The following is a 15380-nucleotide window of genomic DNA, read 5'->3' on the forward strand; positions in this document are numbered from 1 at the left end:
CTTGTCGAGGTGCTCACGCCCTCGCGCTCGCTGTCCCAGGTGACCGTCTGCCTGCTCCTGCTCGGGGTGCTCGGCTTCGCGATGAGCGCGCAGTACGCGATCGGGATGCCGCCGCTGCTGAAGGCCGACGAGAAGCAGCACGCGGCCTACGCCATCGTCCTGTCCCAGGGCGTGCTGCCCACGATCGACACGAACACCCCGGCCGACCCGGTGCGCTACCCACAGTTCGCCGAGGCGCTCTTCGGACTCGACGAGCCGCGCCGCGACGTCTGGGTCGCCAACCACCCGCCGCTGTTCTACGTGATGAGTCTGCCGCTGGTCTGGCTCGGCGACGCCGTCGGCGGTGAGGCAGGGGTCGGGGTGACGCTCCTGGGGATGCGGCTGCTCAACGCGCTCGGCTACGCGCTGAGCATCATCCTGGTCGGGTTGCTGGCGCGTGAGCTGGTGCCCAGGCGCCGGGTGGTCCCGGTGCTCTCGGCGGCGATGGTGCTCGGATGCGGTGCGGTGACCTACGACGGCGGCGCGATCTACAACGACGGCTGGGGCACGGTCGCCGCCTCGCTGACCCTGCTGCTCGGCTTCCGGATGGTTCGCGAGGGCGTTACCCGGGACCGGCTGGTCTGGGCGACGGTCGCCGGCGTCGCGGCGGCCAGCTTCCGCTCGACCGGCCTGGTGGCGGTGCTCGTGCTGGGTGCGTGCGTGCTGGCCGCGCTGTGGCTGCGCGACCCGACGCTGCGTACGTTCCGCCGGGGTGTGGTCCTGGCGATCCGGATCGGGCTGGCGCCGGTGGTGGTGATCGGCTGGTTCTACGTACGCAACATCGTCCTCTACGGCGACGCCACCGCCTCTGCGGCGCTCTTCGAGAAGTTCTCCCGCCAGACCCACGGCGACACGCTCTTCCAGCTGGTCAACCCGGAGCTGTACCTGCACCTCTACGGCTCGCTGTGGGCCGACGACGTGATCCCGAAGATCTGGATCCTCGCCGCCGTGGCCACACTGGCCGTGACGGTCACCGGCATGGTGCTCGACGTCAACGCGAAGGCCCGGCCGAGGCCCGACGGGGTGATGCGCCGCGTCGTCATCCCCGGCCCGGAGCCGACCGTCCTGGAGCGCCGCCTGGAGGTGGCGGTGCGGTTGCTGATGGGGATCTACTGCGCGATCATCATCGTCAACCTGGCCTCGTTCCATGCCGGCGGCGGGTGGATCCATGCGCGCTACGCGGTGCCGTTCCTGCCGGTGATCGCAGCGCTGACCTCGCTCGGGATCCTGCGGGTCGGCCGCCACTGGGCGCGCGGGGCCGATGAGGAGAGAGTCGACCTCCGGATCACCCTCTACGCCGGCGTCGGGTTCATCGTCTCGGCGATGGTCGCCCACCTTCACATCCAGCAGCGGATCGACGGACCGGCCGACGCCTCCTGGCTGATCGCGCTGATCGCGGCCGACCTGGTGATGTTCGTCGTCGCCGCGTACGTCACCGCGCAGCTGCGCCGCCGGCTGCGACCGGACGGCGAGCTCTTCACCGTCCGGTCATCTGGCGACCGGTCACCCGTTGCCGCGGTGAACATCTGAGCCGCGAGGGTGGCCGCTCACCCCCACCATCAAGGAGCTCCTGTGGTTGACATCGATCGTCGTAGGTTCCTCGGCCTGGCCGGCGGCGCAGCCGCGCTGACCATGCTCGACCAGAGCATCGCGCGAGCCGCCTCCATCCCCGCCGCCCGCAGGACCGGAACGATCCGCGACATCGAGCACGTGGTCGTCCTGATGCAGGAGAACCGCAGCTTCGAGCACTACCTGGGCACGCTGCGCGGCGTACGCGGCTTCGGCGACCCGCACCCGGCGATCCTGCCGTCGGGCAACCCGGTGTGGCACCAGCCGAACGGCGGCGGTGAGCTGCTCCCGTTCCACCCCGAGGTCGACGACCTGGGCGCGGCCTTCCTCGAGGGTCTCCCGCACAGCTGGACCGACGGCCAGCAGGCGATCAACGGCGGCCGCTACGACCAGTGGGTGCCGGCCAAGGGCACCACCACGATGGCGTACCTCCAACGGCAGGACGCCGCCTTCCACTTCGCGCTGGCCGACGCGTTCACGGTGTGCGACGCCTATTACTGCTCCTTCATCGGCAACACCGACCCCAACCGCTATTACATGCTCTCGGGCTGGACCGGCAACGACGGCAAGGGCGGCGGGCCGGTGCTCTACAACGACGAGGCCGGCTACGACTGGACCACCTACGCCGAGCGGCTCGAGGAGGCGGGGGTCAGCTGGAAGGTCTACCAGGACGAGGGCACCGGCCTCAACGCCGAGAACGGCAACTGGTGGGGCTGGACCCAGGACGCCTACATCGGCAACTACGGCGACAACTCGCTGCTCTACTTCAACAGGTTCCAGGACGCCCGGCCCGGCGACCCGCTCTTCGAGAAGGCCCGCACCGGCACCCGTGCGGTCGACGGGCAGGACTACTTCGAGATCCTCCGCGCCGACGTCGAGGCCGGCAACCTGCCCTCGGTCAGCTGGATCGCGGCACCGGAGGCGTTCTCCGAGCACTCGAACTGGCCGACCAACTACGGCGCCTGGTACATCTCCAAGGTCCTCGACGCGCTCACCGCCAACCCCGAGGTGTGGGCGAAGACCGCGCTGTTCATCACCTACGACGAGAACGACGGCTTCTTCGACCACCTCGTCCCGCCGCACATCAACAGCCCGCTGGTGCCGGGGGAGTCGACCGTCTCGACCGAGCACGAGCTCTACACCGGCTCCCACGGAGACGGCCACTACGGCCTCGGCCCGCGCGTGCCGATGTTCGTCGTCTCGCCGTGGAGCGTCGGCGGCTACGTCGCCTCGGAGACCTTCGACCACACCTCGATCCTGCGGTTCATGGAGAAGCGCTTCGGTGTCGCGGAGCCCAACATCACACCCTGGCGCCGCGCCGTGTGCGGTGACCTGACCTCGGCGTTCGACTTCGCGCGCACCTCCGAGCCGCCGACGCTGCCGGACACCAGCGGGTGGGAGCCGGCCGACCGCGAGCGGCACCCGTCCTACTCGCCGGAGACCCCGGCGACCGGGACGATGCCGACCCAGGAGCGCGGCACCCGCCCGGCCCGACCGGCGCCCTACCAGCTCGAAGTGATCGAGACCGCCGCCCCCGGCCAGATCGCGCTCGGGATCCGCAACACCGGCAGCGTCGGCGCCCACTTCCAGGCTCGGCTGCTCGCCCCCGAGGGCGCTCCTCACAGCTACACCGTCGGCGCCGGCGACACCCTCGCGGTGCGGTGGCCGGTCAGCGGCGACTACGAGATCCACCTGCACGGGCCCAACGGGTTCTTCCGGTCCTACGCCGGCACCGCGGGCGCCGATCCCGCACCCGCCAACCTTCGGCGTGAGGGCCGCTCGCATCGACTCACCGTGGCCGCACCGCGCAAGGCCGAGATCCGAAGTGCGTACGCCGGGAGGGTCCGTGGCGACGCGATCGACACCCGCGCGACCGGGGGCTGGTACGACCTGACCCTCACGCTCCCGGGCACCACCTGGGCACGCGGGTTCGCCGGCCACCTGGAGAACGGACGTCCCTCCGTGAGCGACCCGCAGCTGGGCGCCTAGGAGGGATCGCCGGGCCGGTCCTTCTCGGACTGGGCCGGCGGGTCGAGGATCGGGGCAGCCGTCTCGGGGGCTGCCTCGATCTCGGCCTTCGCTGCCTTCTTCGCCGCCTTCTTGGCGGCCTTCTTCTCGAGGCGCTGCACCTCGCGCTGGACGATCGCCTCGCGGCGTACGCCGGTGCCGACCAGGTTCACGACCAGGAACAGCATCGGGTAGAGCGGCCAGGGATGCCCGTCGGGGCCGGAGGTGAACAGCCAGATGCCCCAGGTGATGAGGCTGACCATCAAGAAGGTGGCGAACGCCTCCTGCAGCTCCTTGCGGTAGGCAACCGCACCCTGCTCGCGGAAGCCGAGCGTCTCGGGCAGGTTCGCCCCGGGCTCACCGGGAGCGGGCTCGACGATCCCCAGATCGTCCACGAGCCCGGGCAGCTCCCCGAGCGTACGAGCCTCCAGGAGGGTCCCGACCCGCTCGTCGTGCTCCTCCCGGGTGAGCCGGCCGTCGGCGAAGGCATCGGCGAGAACGGTGCGCACCACCTCCCGATCGGCATCGGAGGCGCGGATGCGTGCATTGTCGGCCTGTCTCGGGTCGAGACGGAACCGGGTCCAGAAACCGTCCACACCACCAGCCTAGACGCCAAGCCCGACACCGTCTGTCGAAGCGCCTGCATTAGAGTGACTCGCGCTGGCTACCTGCTAGTATAGAACACGTTCTAGTTTTGCTCTGCCTAGGTTTGAGGGAGGTGGCGGATGCGGATCGCTCTGCTGTCGTATCGCAGCAAGCCGCACGTCGGCGGTCAAGGCGTCTATATCCGCCATCTGAGTCGGGAGCTCGCCAAGCTCGGCCACACGGTCGAGGTCTTCTCCGGCCAGCCCTATCCCGAGCTCGACCTCATGGGGGAGGGCGTGACTCTCACCAAGGTGCCGAGCCTGGGCCTCTACGAGGAGCCCGACCCGTTCGGCAACCCGAAGCTCTCCGAGCTCCGCGACCTGATCGACGTCGAGGAGTGGGCCCGGATGCGCACCGGCGCCTTCCCCGAGCCGCTGACCTTCGCCAAGCGGGTCCTGAAGGTGCTGAAGGAGCGGACCGACGACTTCGACATCGTCCACGACAACCAGACGCTGGCCACACCGCTGCTGAGCATCGAGCCCGAGCTCGGCCTGCCGCTGGTGACCACGATCCACCACCCGATCTCCTTCGACCGACGCATCGAGCTGGAGAGCGCGGAGGGCTGGAAGAAGAAGTTCGGCGTCTGGCGCTGGTACTCGTTCGTGAAGATGCAGGCGAAGGTCGCCGCCCAGCTGCGGCGCGTGATCACGCCCTCGGACAACTCCAAGCGCGACATCCTCACCGACTTCGGCGTCCCCTCCGAGCGGGTGCAGACCGTGCACCTCGGCGTGCCGGAGGAGTTCGTCCCGCCGACCGCGCCCCGCGTCGAGGGCCGGATCCTGGCCATGGCCAGTGCCGACGCCCCGCTGAAGGGCATCGCCTTCCTGCTCGAGGCCTTCGCCAAGCTGCGTACCGAACGTGATCTCGAGCTGGTCCTGGTCTCCAAGCCGAAGAAGGGTGGTCCGACCGAGCAGCTCATCGAGAAGCTCGCGATCAAGGACCACGTACGTTTCGTCAACGGCATCTCCGACGCCGAGCTCGTCGAGCTGATGGGCTCCGCGGAGATCGCCTGCGTGCCCTCGCTCTACGAGGGGTTCTCGCTGCCCACCGCCGAGCTGATGGCCTGCGGCACCCCGCTCGTCGTCTCCCGTGCCGGCGCGATCCCCGAGGTCGTCGGGACCGACGACCTGTGCGCGAAGCAGGTCACCCCGGGTGAGACCGAGGAGCTCGAGCAGGCCATCGCGGCGCTGCTCGACGACCCCGAGCGCCGGGCCCGCTACTCGACCGCCGGGCGGGCCCGGGTCGAGGAGCACTTCTCCTGGCACGCCGTCGCCGAGCGGATGACGGCGATCTACCAGCAGTCCATCGACGAGTTTCACACAGACGAGAGGAAGTGAGCCGTGCTCACCGTTGACTTCGACCGCCTTGGCCTTCAGCCGGGGGAGCGCGTGCTCGACATGGGCGCCGGCGGCGGCCGGCACGCCTTCGAGATGTACCGCCGCGGCGCCGACGTGATCGCGTTCGACCAGGACGCCGAGGAGCTGGCCAAGGTCAGCGACTGGTTCTTCGCGATGCGTGACGAGGTCCCCGAGGGTGCGAACGCGGAGACCAAGGAGGGCGACGCCCTCTCGCTGCCCTTCGCCGACGGCGAGTTCGACCGCATCGTGGCCGCCGAGGTGCTCGAGCACATCCACCGCGACGTCGACGCGATCAAAGAGCTCGTCCGGGTGCTGCGTCCCGGTGGCACCCTCGCGATCTCGGTGCCGCGCTGGCTGCCCGAGGTCGTCAACTGGAAGCTCTCCGAGGACTACCACAACACCACCGGCGGCCACATCCGGATCTACACCGACCACGAGCTCATCGACAAGGTCACCAAGGCCGGCCGGCCCAACGACGGCACCCCTGGCGAGGCGATGATCTTCGAGGGCAAGTCCTACGCCCACGGTCTGCACGCGCCCTACTGGTGGCTGAAGTCGGCCGTCGGTGTCGACAACGACAAGAACGTCCTGGTGAAGGCGTACCACCAGGTCCTGGTCTGGGAGATCATGAAGAACCCGCTGCCGCTGCGCCTCGCCGGGAAGGTCCTCGACCCGATGATCGGCAAGAGCATGGTCCTCTACTTCCGCAAGCCGGGCCCGATCGCCTCCGACCCGACCTCGGCTGCCTGATTCGCGGATGAGAGTCGAGATCCCGTACGTCGACGGGGTGCTGACCCCTGCCCAGATCGTCGCCACGGCCGGGTCGATCGCCCGCGCCCAGGAGGCGTCGGGCGCGATCCCGTGGGTGCCGGGTCAGCACACCGACATCTGGAACCACGTCGAGGCGGCCATGGGCCTGCTCGTCGGTGGCCTGGTGGAGGAGGCCGAGGCCGCGTACGACTGGGTCCCGTCCCTGCAGAACGGCGACGGGTCCTGGCCGATGAAGATCGTCGCCGGCTCGCCGGTGGAGACGATCGGCGAGTCGAACATGTCGGCCTACTTCGCGGTCGGGCTCTGGCACCACTGGCTGATCCGTCGTGACCGGGCGTTCGTGGAGCGCCTGTGGCCCTCGGTGCGCGCCGGACTCGACTTCGTGGTCGGCCTGCAGCTGCCCTTCGGCGGGATCGCCTGGACCCCGCGCGACCCGTTCGCCCTGCTCACCGGCTCGTCCTCGATCTACCAGTCGCTGCGCGCCGGGGTCGCCCTGGCCGACCTGATGGACGACCCGCAGCCGGAGTGGGAGATCGTCGGCGGCCGGCTCGGTCACGCCCTTCGCCACCACCGTGACTCGTTCGAGGACAAGTCGCACCACTCGATGGACTGGTACTACCCGGTCCTCGGCGGCGCGGTCGTCGGTGCCGCCGGGGACGACCTGATCGCGTCGCGCTGGGACCATTTCGTACGCCCCGGCCTCGGTGCGCTCTGCGTCGACACCAACCCGTGGGTGACCGGCGCGGAGACCTGCGAGCTGGCGATGGCCCTCGACAACATCGGCGACCACCGCCGGGCTCTGGGGCTCTTGACGGACATGCAGCACCTGCGTGCCGCCGACGGCGGCTACTGGACCGGCTGGGTCTATGAGTCGCCCGAATACCCCAACCCGAACCCCAACGCGTTCTGGCCCGAGGAGCACTCCACCTTCACCGCCGCCGCTGTCATCCTGGCCGCGGACGCGCTGGGGGAGCGCTACGGCGGGTCCACCCCGGGCTCGGCCATCATGCGTGGCACCTCCCTCGCCGCGGGGTTCGAGGAGCTGGCGCTGGAGTGCGGCTGCGAGACCTCAGAGGCGTCGCAGCACGCGTAGCGACCCGACGGCGTCGATCTCCTCGAACTGCTTCGAGGCGAGCGCGGGGAGGTAGATCTCCTCGTACGGCGGCCGGCCGCCCTCGGCCGGGTCGGGGAACACGTCGTGGACCAGCAGCAGCCCGCCGGGCATGACCTTCGGCGCCCAGCCGCGGTAGTCGAGCTGTGCCGGCTCGACGCCGTGGCCGCCGTCGATGAAGAGCAGCGAGACCGGTGTCGTCCACCACCGGCTCACCGTCGTGGAGGCGCCGATCACCGCGACCACCTCGTCCTCGAGGCCGGCCTGCTCGATCGTGCGCCGGAAGGTCGGCAGCGTGTCCAGCCGCCCTGTCCGCTCGTCGACGAGGGTGGTGTCGTGGTGCTCCCAGCCCGCCTGGTTCTCCTCGCTGCCGTGGTGGTGGTCGACGGTGAACACCGTGCCGCCGGTCAGCTTCGCCGCGGCGCCGAGATAGACCGACGACTTCCCGCAATAGGTGCCGATCTCGACAGCCGGCCCGTGCGGCAGCCGCTCGGTCGCGTATGCGAAGAGCGCGAGGCCCTCCTCAGGAGGCATGAACCCCGTCGCGTCGAGGGCGTGCTTGAGCAGGTCGGCGGGCATCTCAGGCGTAGACACCCGGGCACCTTAGCCGAGTGGCGAGCGGTCCGCGTCGAGTGGTCATCAACCGGGGTCACGGGGAGAATCCCGCCATGAGCAGATCCTCCGCCGGCCACTCGGTGCTCGTCGTCCCGGTGCCCGAGCTGGAGACGTACGTCCTGGAGCGCACGCGCCACTACGACGACTCGTTCGTCTCCGCGGACCCGGCGTTCGTGCACGCCCACATCACCCTGCTCGCACCGTTCCTGAGCTCGCCGACGACGGACGATCTGGAGCACATCGGGAAGATCGCGGCCGCGGCGGCCGCGTTCGACTTCCGGCTGGACGAGGTGCGTGTCTTCGCCGGCGGTACGATCTATCTTCCTCCTGATCCCGCGGAGCCCTTCGCGGCGCTGACCGCCGAGCTGAGCGCGGCGTTTCCGCAGTGCCCGCCCTATGCCGGGCTCTTCGAGCCGGTGCCGCACCTGACCGTCGACCACATCGCAGGGGGAGTGGACCTCGCTTCAACGCGTTCGACCCTGACGCCGTATCTGCCCGCGCAATGTCGCGCGGACCGGGTCAGCCTGCAGTGGTACGCGAACCACGGGTGCCGGACCATCGCCGAGTGGTCGCTGGGCGGATCACCGGGTCAGGGTGAAGGCGCTGAGATCGCCTGCATCACGTAGCCGATGGCGACCAGCATCGTCAGGGTGCTGATGGCGATGCCGGCGACCGCGGCCCAGCGGCCCCGACGTTTGTCGTCGGCGGTGCGGGCCAGGCCGATGATGCCGAGGATGAAGCCGATCGGGCCGCACATCAGCACGCTGGCGAGAAGCGACGCGACCGAGACCGCGTCGAGCGGCACCGAGTAGAGCGACCAGGCGTTGACCGGCTTGTCGGCCGACGGCGCGGTCTTCTGCTGCGGAGGAGCCGGCTGAGGATTCGCGGGCTGCTGGGCGGCGGGCTGTGCGTTCACCGTCTGCTGCCCGGCCGGCTGGGAAGGAGGCGGCTCCGTCACGGTGCGAGGAGGCTTCGGTGCCGCGGGCCGCTGTCGGGCGGACAGGGCGGGGTTCGCCGCCCGAGCCTGCCGCGTGGCCTGACGCAGCCGGCCGGCCGAGGGGCGCACCCGTGCGGGTGGGGGCACCGGGGCCGGCGAGCTGCTGGGCGCCGGGGTGGGCCGGGGCGTCGGGGCACCCCATTCGGCGCGCCAGCGCCGGTCGCGGATCAGCGGCGGTGCACCGGTGGAGCCAGGAGAAGCAGTCGCGGGTGCCTTCCCCGCGGACCCCGTGGGAGCGGCCGCACGGCGGCGACGGGCGAGCTCTTCGTCGAGAGTGGCCCTGGCGACCGGGTCGAGCAGCACGTCGCGCGCCCGGTTGATGCGCATCATCAGCTCGCCGTCGGCGGCGCGGCCGCCACGGTCGGGGTGGAACTGCTTGGCGAGCTCGCGATGGCGAGCTCGGACAGCCGCGTCGTCCGCGTCCGAAGCGATCTCGAGCACGGCATAGGCGTCGATGAACTTACCGCTCACTCAACGCCCCCCACGCACAGTCCTTCGGTTGTCGGCCTCGCCCCCAGGCTCATCCACACCTGGTGCCATAAATCCCAGAACAGTGAAATCCTAGAGCAGTCGCGGCGAGATGCTGGTTTCGCCACGGGAAATTGATCGAGGGCCGCCCGACTGGGCGGCCCTCGAGTGGAGCGGACGACGAGGCTCGAACTCGCGACCTCAACCTTGGCAAGGTTGCGCTCTACCAACTGAGCTACGTCCGCTTGCGAGAAGAACAGTAGCGGATGTGGTCCGTTCTCCTCCAACTGGGGTCCCGCGTGTCACGCACCGTCATCGGGGACATCGGGTGACGCCGTACGCCGCTCGATCTGTTCCACCAGCTGGGCGACCTGGGCCTGGTGCGCCGCCCGCAGATCCTCGAGCCGTTCGCTCGCATGGGTGCGTTCGCGGTCCAGCTCGGCGCGGGTGGCATCGCGATCCGCCTTCGCCGCGGCCTCGCTCCCGCGGAGGTCGGCCACCTGCTCCCGCAGGGCGTCGATCTGCACGCGGGCGGCGTCGTGCTGCGTACGCAGCCCGGAGATCGTCGCCTCCGCACTCGCCGCCGCCTTCTCGGCGGCCTTCTTCTCGGCGATCAGCTGCTCCTGCAGCCGCGCCATCGCCTTCTCGGCATGGTCGGCGCGCGCGGTCTCGCTCCGTCGGCGCTGCACGGCCGAGGCATGCTCGGCCTGCAGCCTCTCGAGCTTCTCGGCCAGGGCATCACGCGCGGAGGTGGTCTCATCGACGCGCTTCTCCAGCGCAGTGATCGTCGCGGATGCGGTCTTCGCCGCGGCAGCCGCATCGGACTCGACTCTCTCCAGTGCCGACTGGGCGGCCTGACGGGACTCCTCGGCCGCGGTCGTGGCCGCCAGCGCCTCCCGCAGGATCTCGGCCGAGCGCTCGGACTCCTCCAGCGCCTCCGCGGCAGCCGCGTCTGCCTCCTCGCGCTCCGCCTCGGCCGTCCGCTGCGCGTGCTCGGCGCGCACGGCACGGGCGCTCGCGGCGGCGATCTGCTCCTGGGCCTCGCTCTGCACCGTGGCGATCTGGGCCTCGGCAGCGGTCAGGTCGCCGAGCGTACGCAGCTCCTCGAGGGCCTTCGGGAGCTGGTCGAGGAACCGGTCGGCGAGCTGGGTCAGCTGGGTGGTGATCTCCGCCGCCCGCTGCTGGGCTGCCTGCACGGGTCGAGCGGTCTCACCGGGATCCCGGGTCTCGGCGAGCCGCTGCAGGCGCTTCCGCTCGCGCCAGGCCGCGGCTCGGTTGTGGGCTGGATCGTCGCAGTACTCCGGCGGGCGGCCGCTCCCGCTCTCCGAGGCCGCCGCGGCCATCGGGCAGCCGGGGAAGCGGCAGAGCTTCTCGTCGACAGCAATCGTTTCCGTCATTACGTCAGCATAGCGTGACGAAAGACAGAACGAATACGAAATGACGCCGAAATGAGATCCCCGCGCGACACCCAACATAACCGGCATTATGATGTGTGCCGTGAGCGAGCTCGAGCACCGTCGGCAGACCCCCTCCACAGACCTCTCCGTGACGGAATCCGTCAGAGAGCTGTTCCTCGACGAGCTTCGGGACCTGCCCCGCGAAAAACGTGCCGAGGCTCTCGCCAGACGGTTCCTGCTCTCCTACGCGGGCCACACCCGCGCGGCGTACGGACGAGACCTCGCCGACTGGTTCGGCTGGTGCGCCGCCCTCGAGATCGACCCGCTCGCCGCCAATCGGGCCATGGTCGACGGTTATGCCCGCCATCTGGAGACGCGGCGGAGCCCGGCGACGATCGCCCGACGACTGTCGGCGATCGCCGGCTTCTACCGCTACGGCGTGGCGGAGGACGTTCTGAGCGCCTCACCGGCCGAGCACATCAAGCGCCCCAGGACCAGCAACGACTCCCAGACCCTGGGCATGGACAGGGGAGAGGCGCGCGCCTTCCTCGCCGCCGCCCGCGAGCACTCCAGCCGTGCCGCCGCGCTGGTGACCCTCCTGCTCCACGACGGGCTGCGCATCTCCGAGGCGCTGGGCGCCGATGTCACCGACCTCAGCCATTCCCGCGGCCACCGCATCCTGACGATCACCCGCAAGGGCGGCGCCCGGCGCGACGTGGTCCTCAACCCGGCGACCTCACAGGCCCTCGACACCTACCTCGACGCCCGCGCGGACGGCTCGGTCTTCGTCACCAGCACCGGAAACCGCTGGCACCGCTCCGAGGCGTTTCGCCTGATCCGCAGGCTCGGCGCCTCGGCCGGCATCGAGCACGGCGACAAGCTCTCCCCGCACAGCCTCCGCCACACCTTCGTCACCCTGGCCCGCGAGGCCGGCGTACCTCTCGAGGACGTCCAGGACGCCGCCGGCCACGCCGACCCCCGCACCACCCGCCGCTACGACCGCGGCCGCCACAACCTTGACCGCCACCCCGCCTACGCCCTGGGCGCCTTCCTCGCCGACTGAGCTGATCTCGACTCGCTCGACTCCTCCCCAACCGCACCTTCACAGGGGTAGCCTTCGAACGCCCGTCAACGCTGACGAAGGAGATCCGGTATGAGCCAGGAACTGACCAGCGACTACGTGGTGGTGGGGGCCGGCTCCTCGGGAGCGGTGCTCGCGGCGAGGCTCAGCGAGGACCCGAGCGTCCAGGTGACGCTGCTCGAGGCCGGACCGCGCGACAAGAGCATGAACATCCACATCCCGGCGGCGTTCTCGAAGCTCTTCCGGACCGAGCACGACTGGGACTACTCCACCGAGCCCCAGCCCGAGCTCGGCGGCCGGCGAATCTATTGGCCGCGCGGCCGGATGCTCGGCGGCTCGTCCTCGATGAACGCGATGATGTGGGTCAAGGGCCTCCAGGCCGACTACGAGGAGTGGGGCACGGCCGCCGGACCCGAGTGGGGCTGGGAGGCCGTCAAGAAGACGTACGCGAAGCTCGAGGACGTCGAGGACGCCACCGCGCTCGACGGCATCGGCGGTCCGATCCGTGTCGAGCGGCAACGGAGCCCCCGTCCCTACACCGAGTCCTTCCTCCAGGCCGCCGAGCAGGCCGGCTACCGACGGGGACGGGCCAACGGCCCCAACCCCGAGGCGTACGTCGAGACCATGGTCACCCAGCGCCGTGGCTCCCGGTGGAGCACGGCGGCGGCCTACCTCAAGCCCGCCGCGAGGCGCGCCAACCTGAACGTGGTGACCGGCGCCCTGGTGTCTCGGGTGACCTTCGACGGCGCACGCGCGACCGGGGTCGAGGCCGTCGTCGAAGGAGAACGGACGACGATCACCGCCCGGCGCGAGGTGATCCTCTCCGGCGGCGCGATCAACACCCCGCAGCTGCTGATGCTCTCCGGGATCGGACCTGCGTCGCAGCTGACGGGTCTCGGCATCGATGTCGTCCGCGACGCGAAGGAGGTGGGGGAGAACCTCACCGACCATCTCGTCGCCGGCATCGGCTGGGAGGTGGAGCAGGGCTCCCTGGCGACGGCGGAGTCGGCGCGTCAGCTGCTCAACTACCTGCTGCGCAGGCGCGGGATGCTCACCTCCAACGTGGGCGAGGCGTACGGATTCATCCGCTCGCGCCCTGACCTGGAGGCGCCTGACATCGAGATGATCTTCGCCCCGGTCGGCTTCTTCGACGAGGGTCTGGTGCCGTTCGTGGGGGAGGCCGTAGTCGCCGGCCCGATCCTCGTCGACCCGGCCAGCCGCGGCCAGGTCACGCTCGCCTCCAAGGACCCGGCTGCCAAGGCGGTCATCGACCCGCGCTACCTGTCCGATCCCGACGGCAAGGACCGCGCCGCCATGGTCGAGGGTGTCCGGGTGGCGCTGGAGATCGCCTCCCAGCCCGCGCTCAAGCCGTTCCTCGGCAGGTTCCTGCGCCCCGATGTCCCGGCGACCTCCTCCGCGGAGGAGGTCGCCGACGCGCTCCTGGCTCGTCACGCGCACACGCTCTACCACCCGACCGGCACCTGTCGGATGGGCACCGACGAGGCCAGCGTGGTCGACCCCCGGCTGCGCGTACGCGGCGTCGAAGGCCTCCGGGTCGCCGACGCCTCCGTCATGCCCCGGATCGTGCGCGGCCACACCAACGCGCCGTCGATCCTGATCGGCGAGCGGGCCGCGGAGCTGATCACGAACCCCTGAGACCCTCAGCAGACCCTTTGAACCCACGCGTGACTCAAGTCACACTGGACCCATGACGGATTCCTACGCTGCCGGAGAGACCACCACCCCGCTGCTGGAGGAGACGATCGGGGCCAGCTTCGACCGCACTGTCGCGCGGTTCGGCGACCGGGAGGCTCTTGTCGATCTGGGCTCGGGTCGAAGGAGCTGGACGTACGCCGAGCTGAGCCGCGACGTCGACGCGCTGGCCGTCGGGCTACGCAAGGCCGGGATCGCGAAGGGCGACCGGGTCGGCATCTGGGCGCCCAACTGCGCGGAGTGGACGCTGACCCAGGCGGCGACCGCGAAGATCGGCGCGATCCTGGTGAACATCAACCCGGCCTACCGCACCCACGAGCTGGCGTACGCCTTGACCCAGTCGGGCATCAGGCTGCTCGTCTCCGCACCCGCGTTCAAGACCTCCGACTACCGCTCGATGGTCGCCGAGGTGCGCGGCGACTGCCCCGACCTCGAGCAGACCGTCTTCATCGGCGACCCCGAGTGGACCGGCCTCCTCGAGTCCGGGAGCGGGGAGCGGCTGGCCGACCACGTGACCTACGAGCTGAGCCCCGGGGACCCGATCAACATCCAGTACACCTCGGGCACCACCGGCTATCCCAAGGGCGCGACGCTGAGCCACCGCAACATCCTCAACAACGGCTACTTCACCACCGAGACGATCGGCTTCACCGAGCACGACCGGCTGGCGATCCCGGTGCCGTTCTACCACTGCTTCGGGATGGTGATGGGCAACCTGGGCTGCATCACCCACGGCGCCACGATGGTGATCCCGGGTCCGGCCTTCGACCCGGCGGCCACCTTGGCGGCGGTCCAGGACGAGCGCTGCACCGCCGTCTACGGCGTACCCACCATGTTCATCGCGATGCAGTCTCACCCCGACTTCGCCACCTTCGACCTCAGCACGCTGCGCACCGGGATCATGGCGGGCAGCCCGTGCCCGGTCGAGGTGATGAAGCGGTGCGTCAACGAGATGCACATGAGCGAGGTCTCGATCGCCTACGGGATGACCGAGACCTCGCCGGTCTCGACCCAGACCCGGAGGGACGACGACCTCGAGCACCGCACCGCCACCGTCGGCCGGGTGCACCCGCACGTCGAGGTGCGCGTCGTCGACCCGACCACCGGCACGGTGCTGCCCAGGGGCGAGGCCGGCGAGTTCCAGACCCGCGGCTACTCGGTCATGCTCGGCTACTGGGCGGACGAGGAGAAGACCCGCGCGGCGATCGACGAGGAGGGCTGGATGCACACCGGCGACCTCGCCGTGATGAACCCCGACGGCTACTGCAGCATCGTGGGCCGGATCAAGGACATGGTCATCCGCGGCGGCGAGAACATCTATCCCCGCGAGATCGAGGAGTTCCTCTACGCCCACCCCGACATCGAGGACGTCCAGGTCATCGGCGTCCCCGACGAGACCTACGGCGAAGAGCTCTGCGCGTGGGTCCGGCTGCGCCCCGGCGCGGAGCGAATGACAGCCGAGACCCTGAAGGCGTACGCGACCGGCAAGCTCGCCCACTACAAGATCCCGCGCTACGTCCTGGTCGTCGAGGAGTTCCCGATGACCGTGACCGGCAAGGTCCGCAAGGTCGAGATGCGGCAGAAGACCGTCTCCGAGCTCGGGCTCTAG

13 protein-coding genes and 1 tRNA gene are annotated in these 15380 nt (G+C 70.1%); 9 read left to right on the top strand and 5 right to left on the bottom strand.

Translation table 11 applies throughout. From position 1 onward, the window contains the following. Positions 1-9 precede the first annotated feature (9 nt). Both ACFV9G_RS08940 and ACFV9G_RS08945 read left to right on the top strand, forming a co-directional pair. Positions 10-1569, top strand: coding sequence for an ArnT family glycosyltransferase (locus ACFV9G_RS08940; protein WP_378726896.1), 1560 nt, complete (start codon positions 10-12; stop codon positions 1567-1569). A 42-nt stretch (positions 1570-1611) separates the two neighbouring features. Further along, positions 1612-3597 carry a phosphocholine-specific phospholipase C gene (locus ACFV9G_RS08945; protein WP_378726898.1) on the top strand — a complete coding sequence of 662 codons (1986 nt, stop codon included), beginning with the start codon at positions 1612-1614 and terminating at the stop codon, positions 3595-3597. Here the strand turns inward: ACFV9G_RS08945 and ACFV9G_RS08950 are convergent. Beyond that, a complete protein-coding gene (locus ACFV9G_RS08950; RefSeq protein ID WP_378726900.1) occupies positions 3594-4211 on the bottom strand; it encodes a DUF1707 domain-containing protein in 618 nt (205 codons plus the stop codon). The two genes, ACFV9G_RS08945 and ACFV9G_RS08950, sit on opposite strands and share 4 nt — an antisense overlap. 129 nt (positions 4212-4340) lie before the next feature. Between ACFV9G_RS08950 and ACFV9G_RS08955 the strand changes: the two genes are divergently transcribed. The 3 genes from ACFV9G_RS08955 to ACFV9G_RS08965 are packed head-to-tail and all read left to right on the top strand — an operon-like array spanning position 4341 to position 7482. Next, complete coding sequence (locus tag ACFV9G_RS08955) at positions 4341-5597, top strand: glycosyltransferase family 4 protein (protein ID WP_378726902.1); 1257 nt, start codon at positions 4341-4343, stop codon at positions 5595-5597. 3 nt (positions 5598-5600) lie between these two features. Next, the gene (locus tag ACFV9G_RS08960; protein ID WP_378726903.1) at positions 5601-6368 is read left to right on the top strand and encodes a class I SAM-dependent methyltransferase; all 768 of its coding nucleotides are present in this window, start codon (positions 5601-5603) and stop codon (positions 6366-6368) included. A gap of 7 nt (positions 6369-6375) precedes the next feature. Next, positions 6376-7482 carry a prenyltransferase gene (locus ACFV9G_RS08965; RefSeq protein ID WP_378726905.1) on the top strand — a complete coding sequence of 369 codons (1107 nt, stop codon included), beginning with the start codon at positions 6376-6378 and terminating at the stop codon, positions 7480-7482. On the opposite strand, the gene ACFV9G_RS08970 is transcribed toward ACFV9G_RS08965, so the two are convergent. Next, entirely contained in the window at positions 7459-8094 is a 636-nt protein-coding gene (locus ACFV9G_RS08970) for a class I SAM-dependent methyltransferase (RefSeq protein ID WP_378726907.1), read from the bottom strand. The genes ACFV9G_RS08965 and ACFV9G_RS08970 overlap by 24 nt on opposite strands. Positions 8095-8168: 74 nt before the next feature. Between ACFV9G_RS08970 and ACFV9G_RS08975 the strand changes: the two genes are divergently transcribed. Next, a complete protein-coding gene (locus ACFV9G_RS08975; protein WP_378726909.1) occupies positions 8169-8741 on the top strand; it encodes a 2'-5' RNA ligase family protein in 573 nt (190 codons plus the stop codon). On the opposite strand, the gene ACFV9G_RS08980 is transcribed toward ACFV9G_RS08975, so the two are convergent. From ACFV9G_RS08980 to ACFV9G_RS08990, 3 genes are all read right to left on the bottom strand, one after another. After that, positions 8705-9583 carry a DnaJ domain-containing protein gene (locus tag ACFV9G_RS08980; protein WP_378726910.1) on the bottom strand — a complete coding sequence of 293 codons (879 nt, stop codon included), beginning with the start codon at positions 9581-9583 and terminating at the stop codon, positions 8705-8707. The genes ACFV9G_RS08975 and ACFV9G_RS08980 overlap by 37 nt on opposite strands. Before the next feature lie 166 nt (positions 9584-9749). Continuing rightward, positions 9750-9825, bottom strand: a tRNA-Gly gene (locus tag ACFV9G_RS08985). 57 nt (positions 9826-9882) lie between these two features. Beyond that, positions 9883-10977, bottom strand: a complete 1095-nt coding sequence (locus ACFV9G_RS08990; RefSeq protein WP_378726912.1) for a hypothetical protein — start codon at positions 10975-10977, stop codon at positions 9883-9885. Between the two features lie 100 nt (positions 10978-11077). Here ACFV9G_RS08990 and ACFV9G_RS08995 point away from each other — a divergent pair, with 100 nt between their 5' ends. The 3 genes from ACFV9G_RS08995 (at position 11078) to ACFV9G_RS09005 (ending at position 15380) form a co-directional block, all read left to right on the top strand. After that, on the top strand, positions 11078-12040 hold the full coding sequence (locus ACFV9G_RS08995; RefSeq protein ID WP_378726914.1) for a tyrosine-type recombinase/integrase: 963 nt from the start codon (positions 11078-11080) through the stop codon (positions 12038-12040). 90 nt (positions 12041-12130) lie between these two features. After that, complete coding sequence (locus ACFV9G_RS09000; RefSeq protein ID WP_378726916.1) at positions 12131-13714, top strand: GMC family oxidoreductase; 1584 nt, start codon at positions 12131-12133, stop codon at positions 13712-13714. 52 nt (positions 13715-13766) lie between these two features. Continuing rightward, positions 13767-15380: an AMP-binding protein gene (locus tag ACFV9G_RS09005; protein WP_378726917.1), complete on the top strand. Its 1614-nt coding sequence runs from the start codon at positions 13767-13769 to the stop codon at positions 15378-15380.

Source organism: Nocardioides sp. NPDC059952, assembly GCF_042730435.1.
GTDB lineage: Bacteria > Actinomycetota > Actinomycetes > Propionibacteriales > Nocardioidaceae > Nocardioides.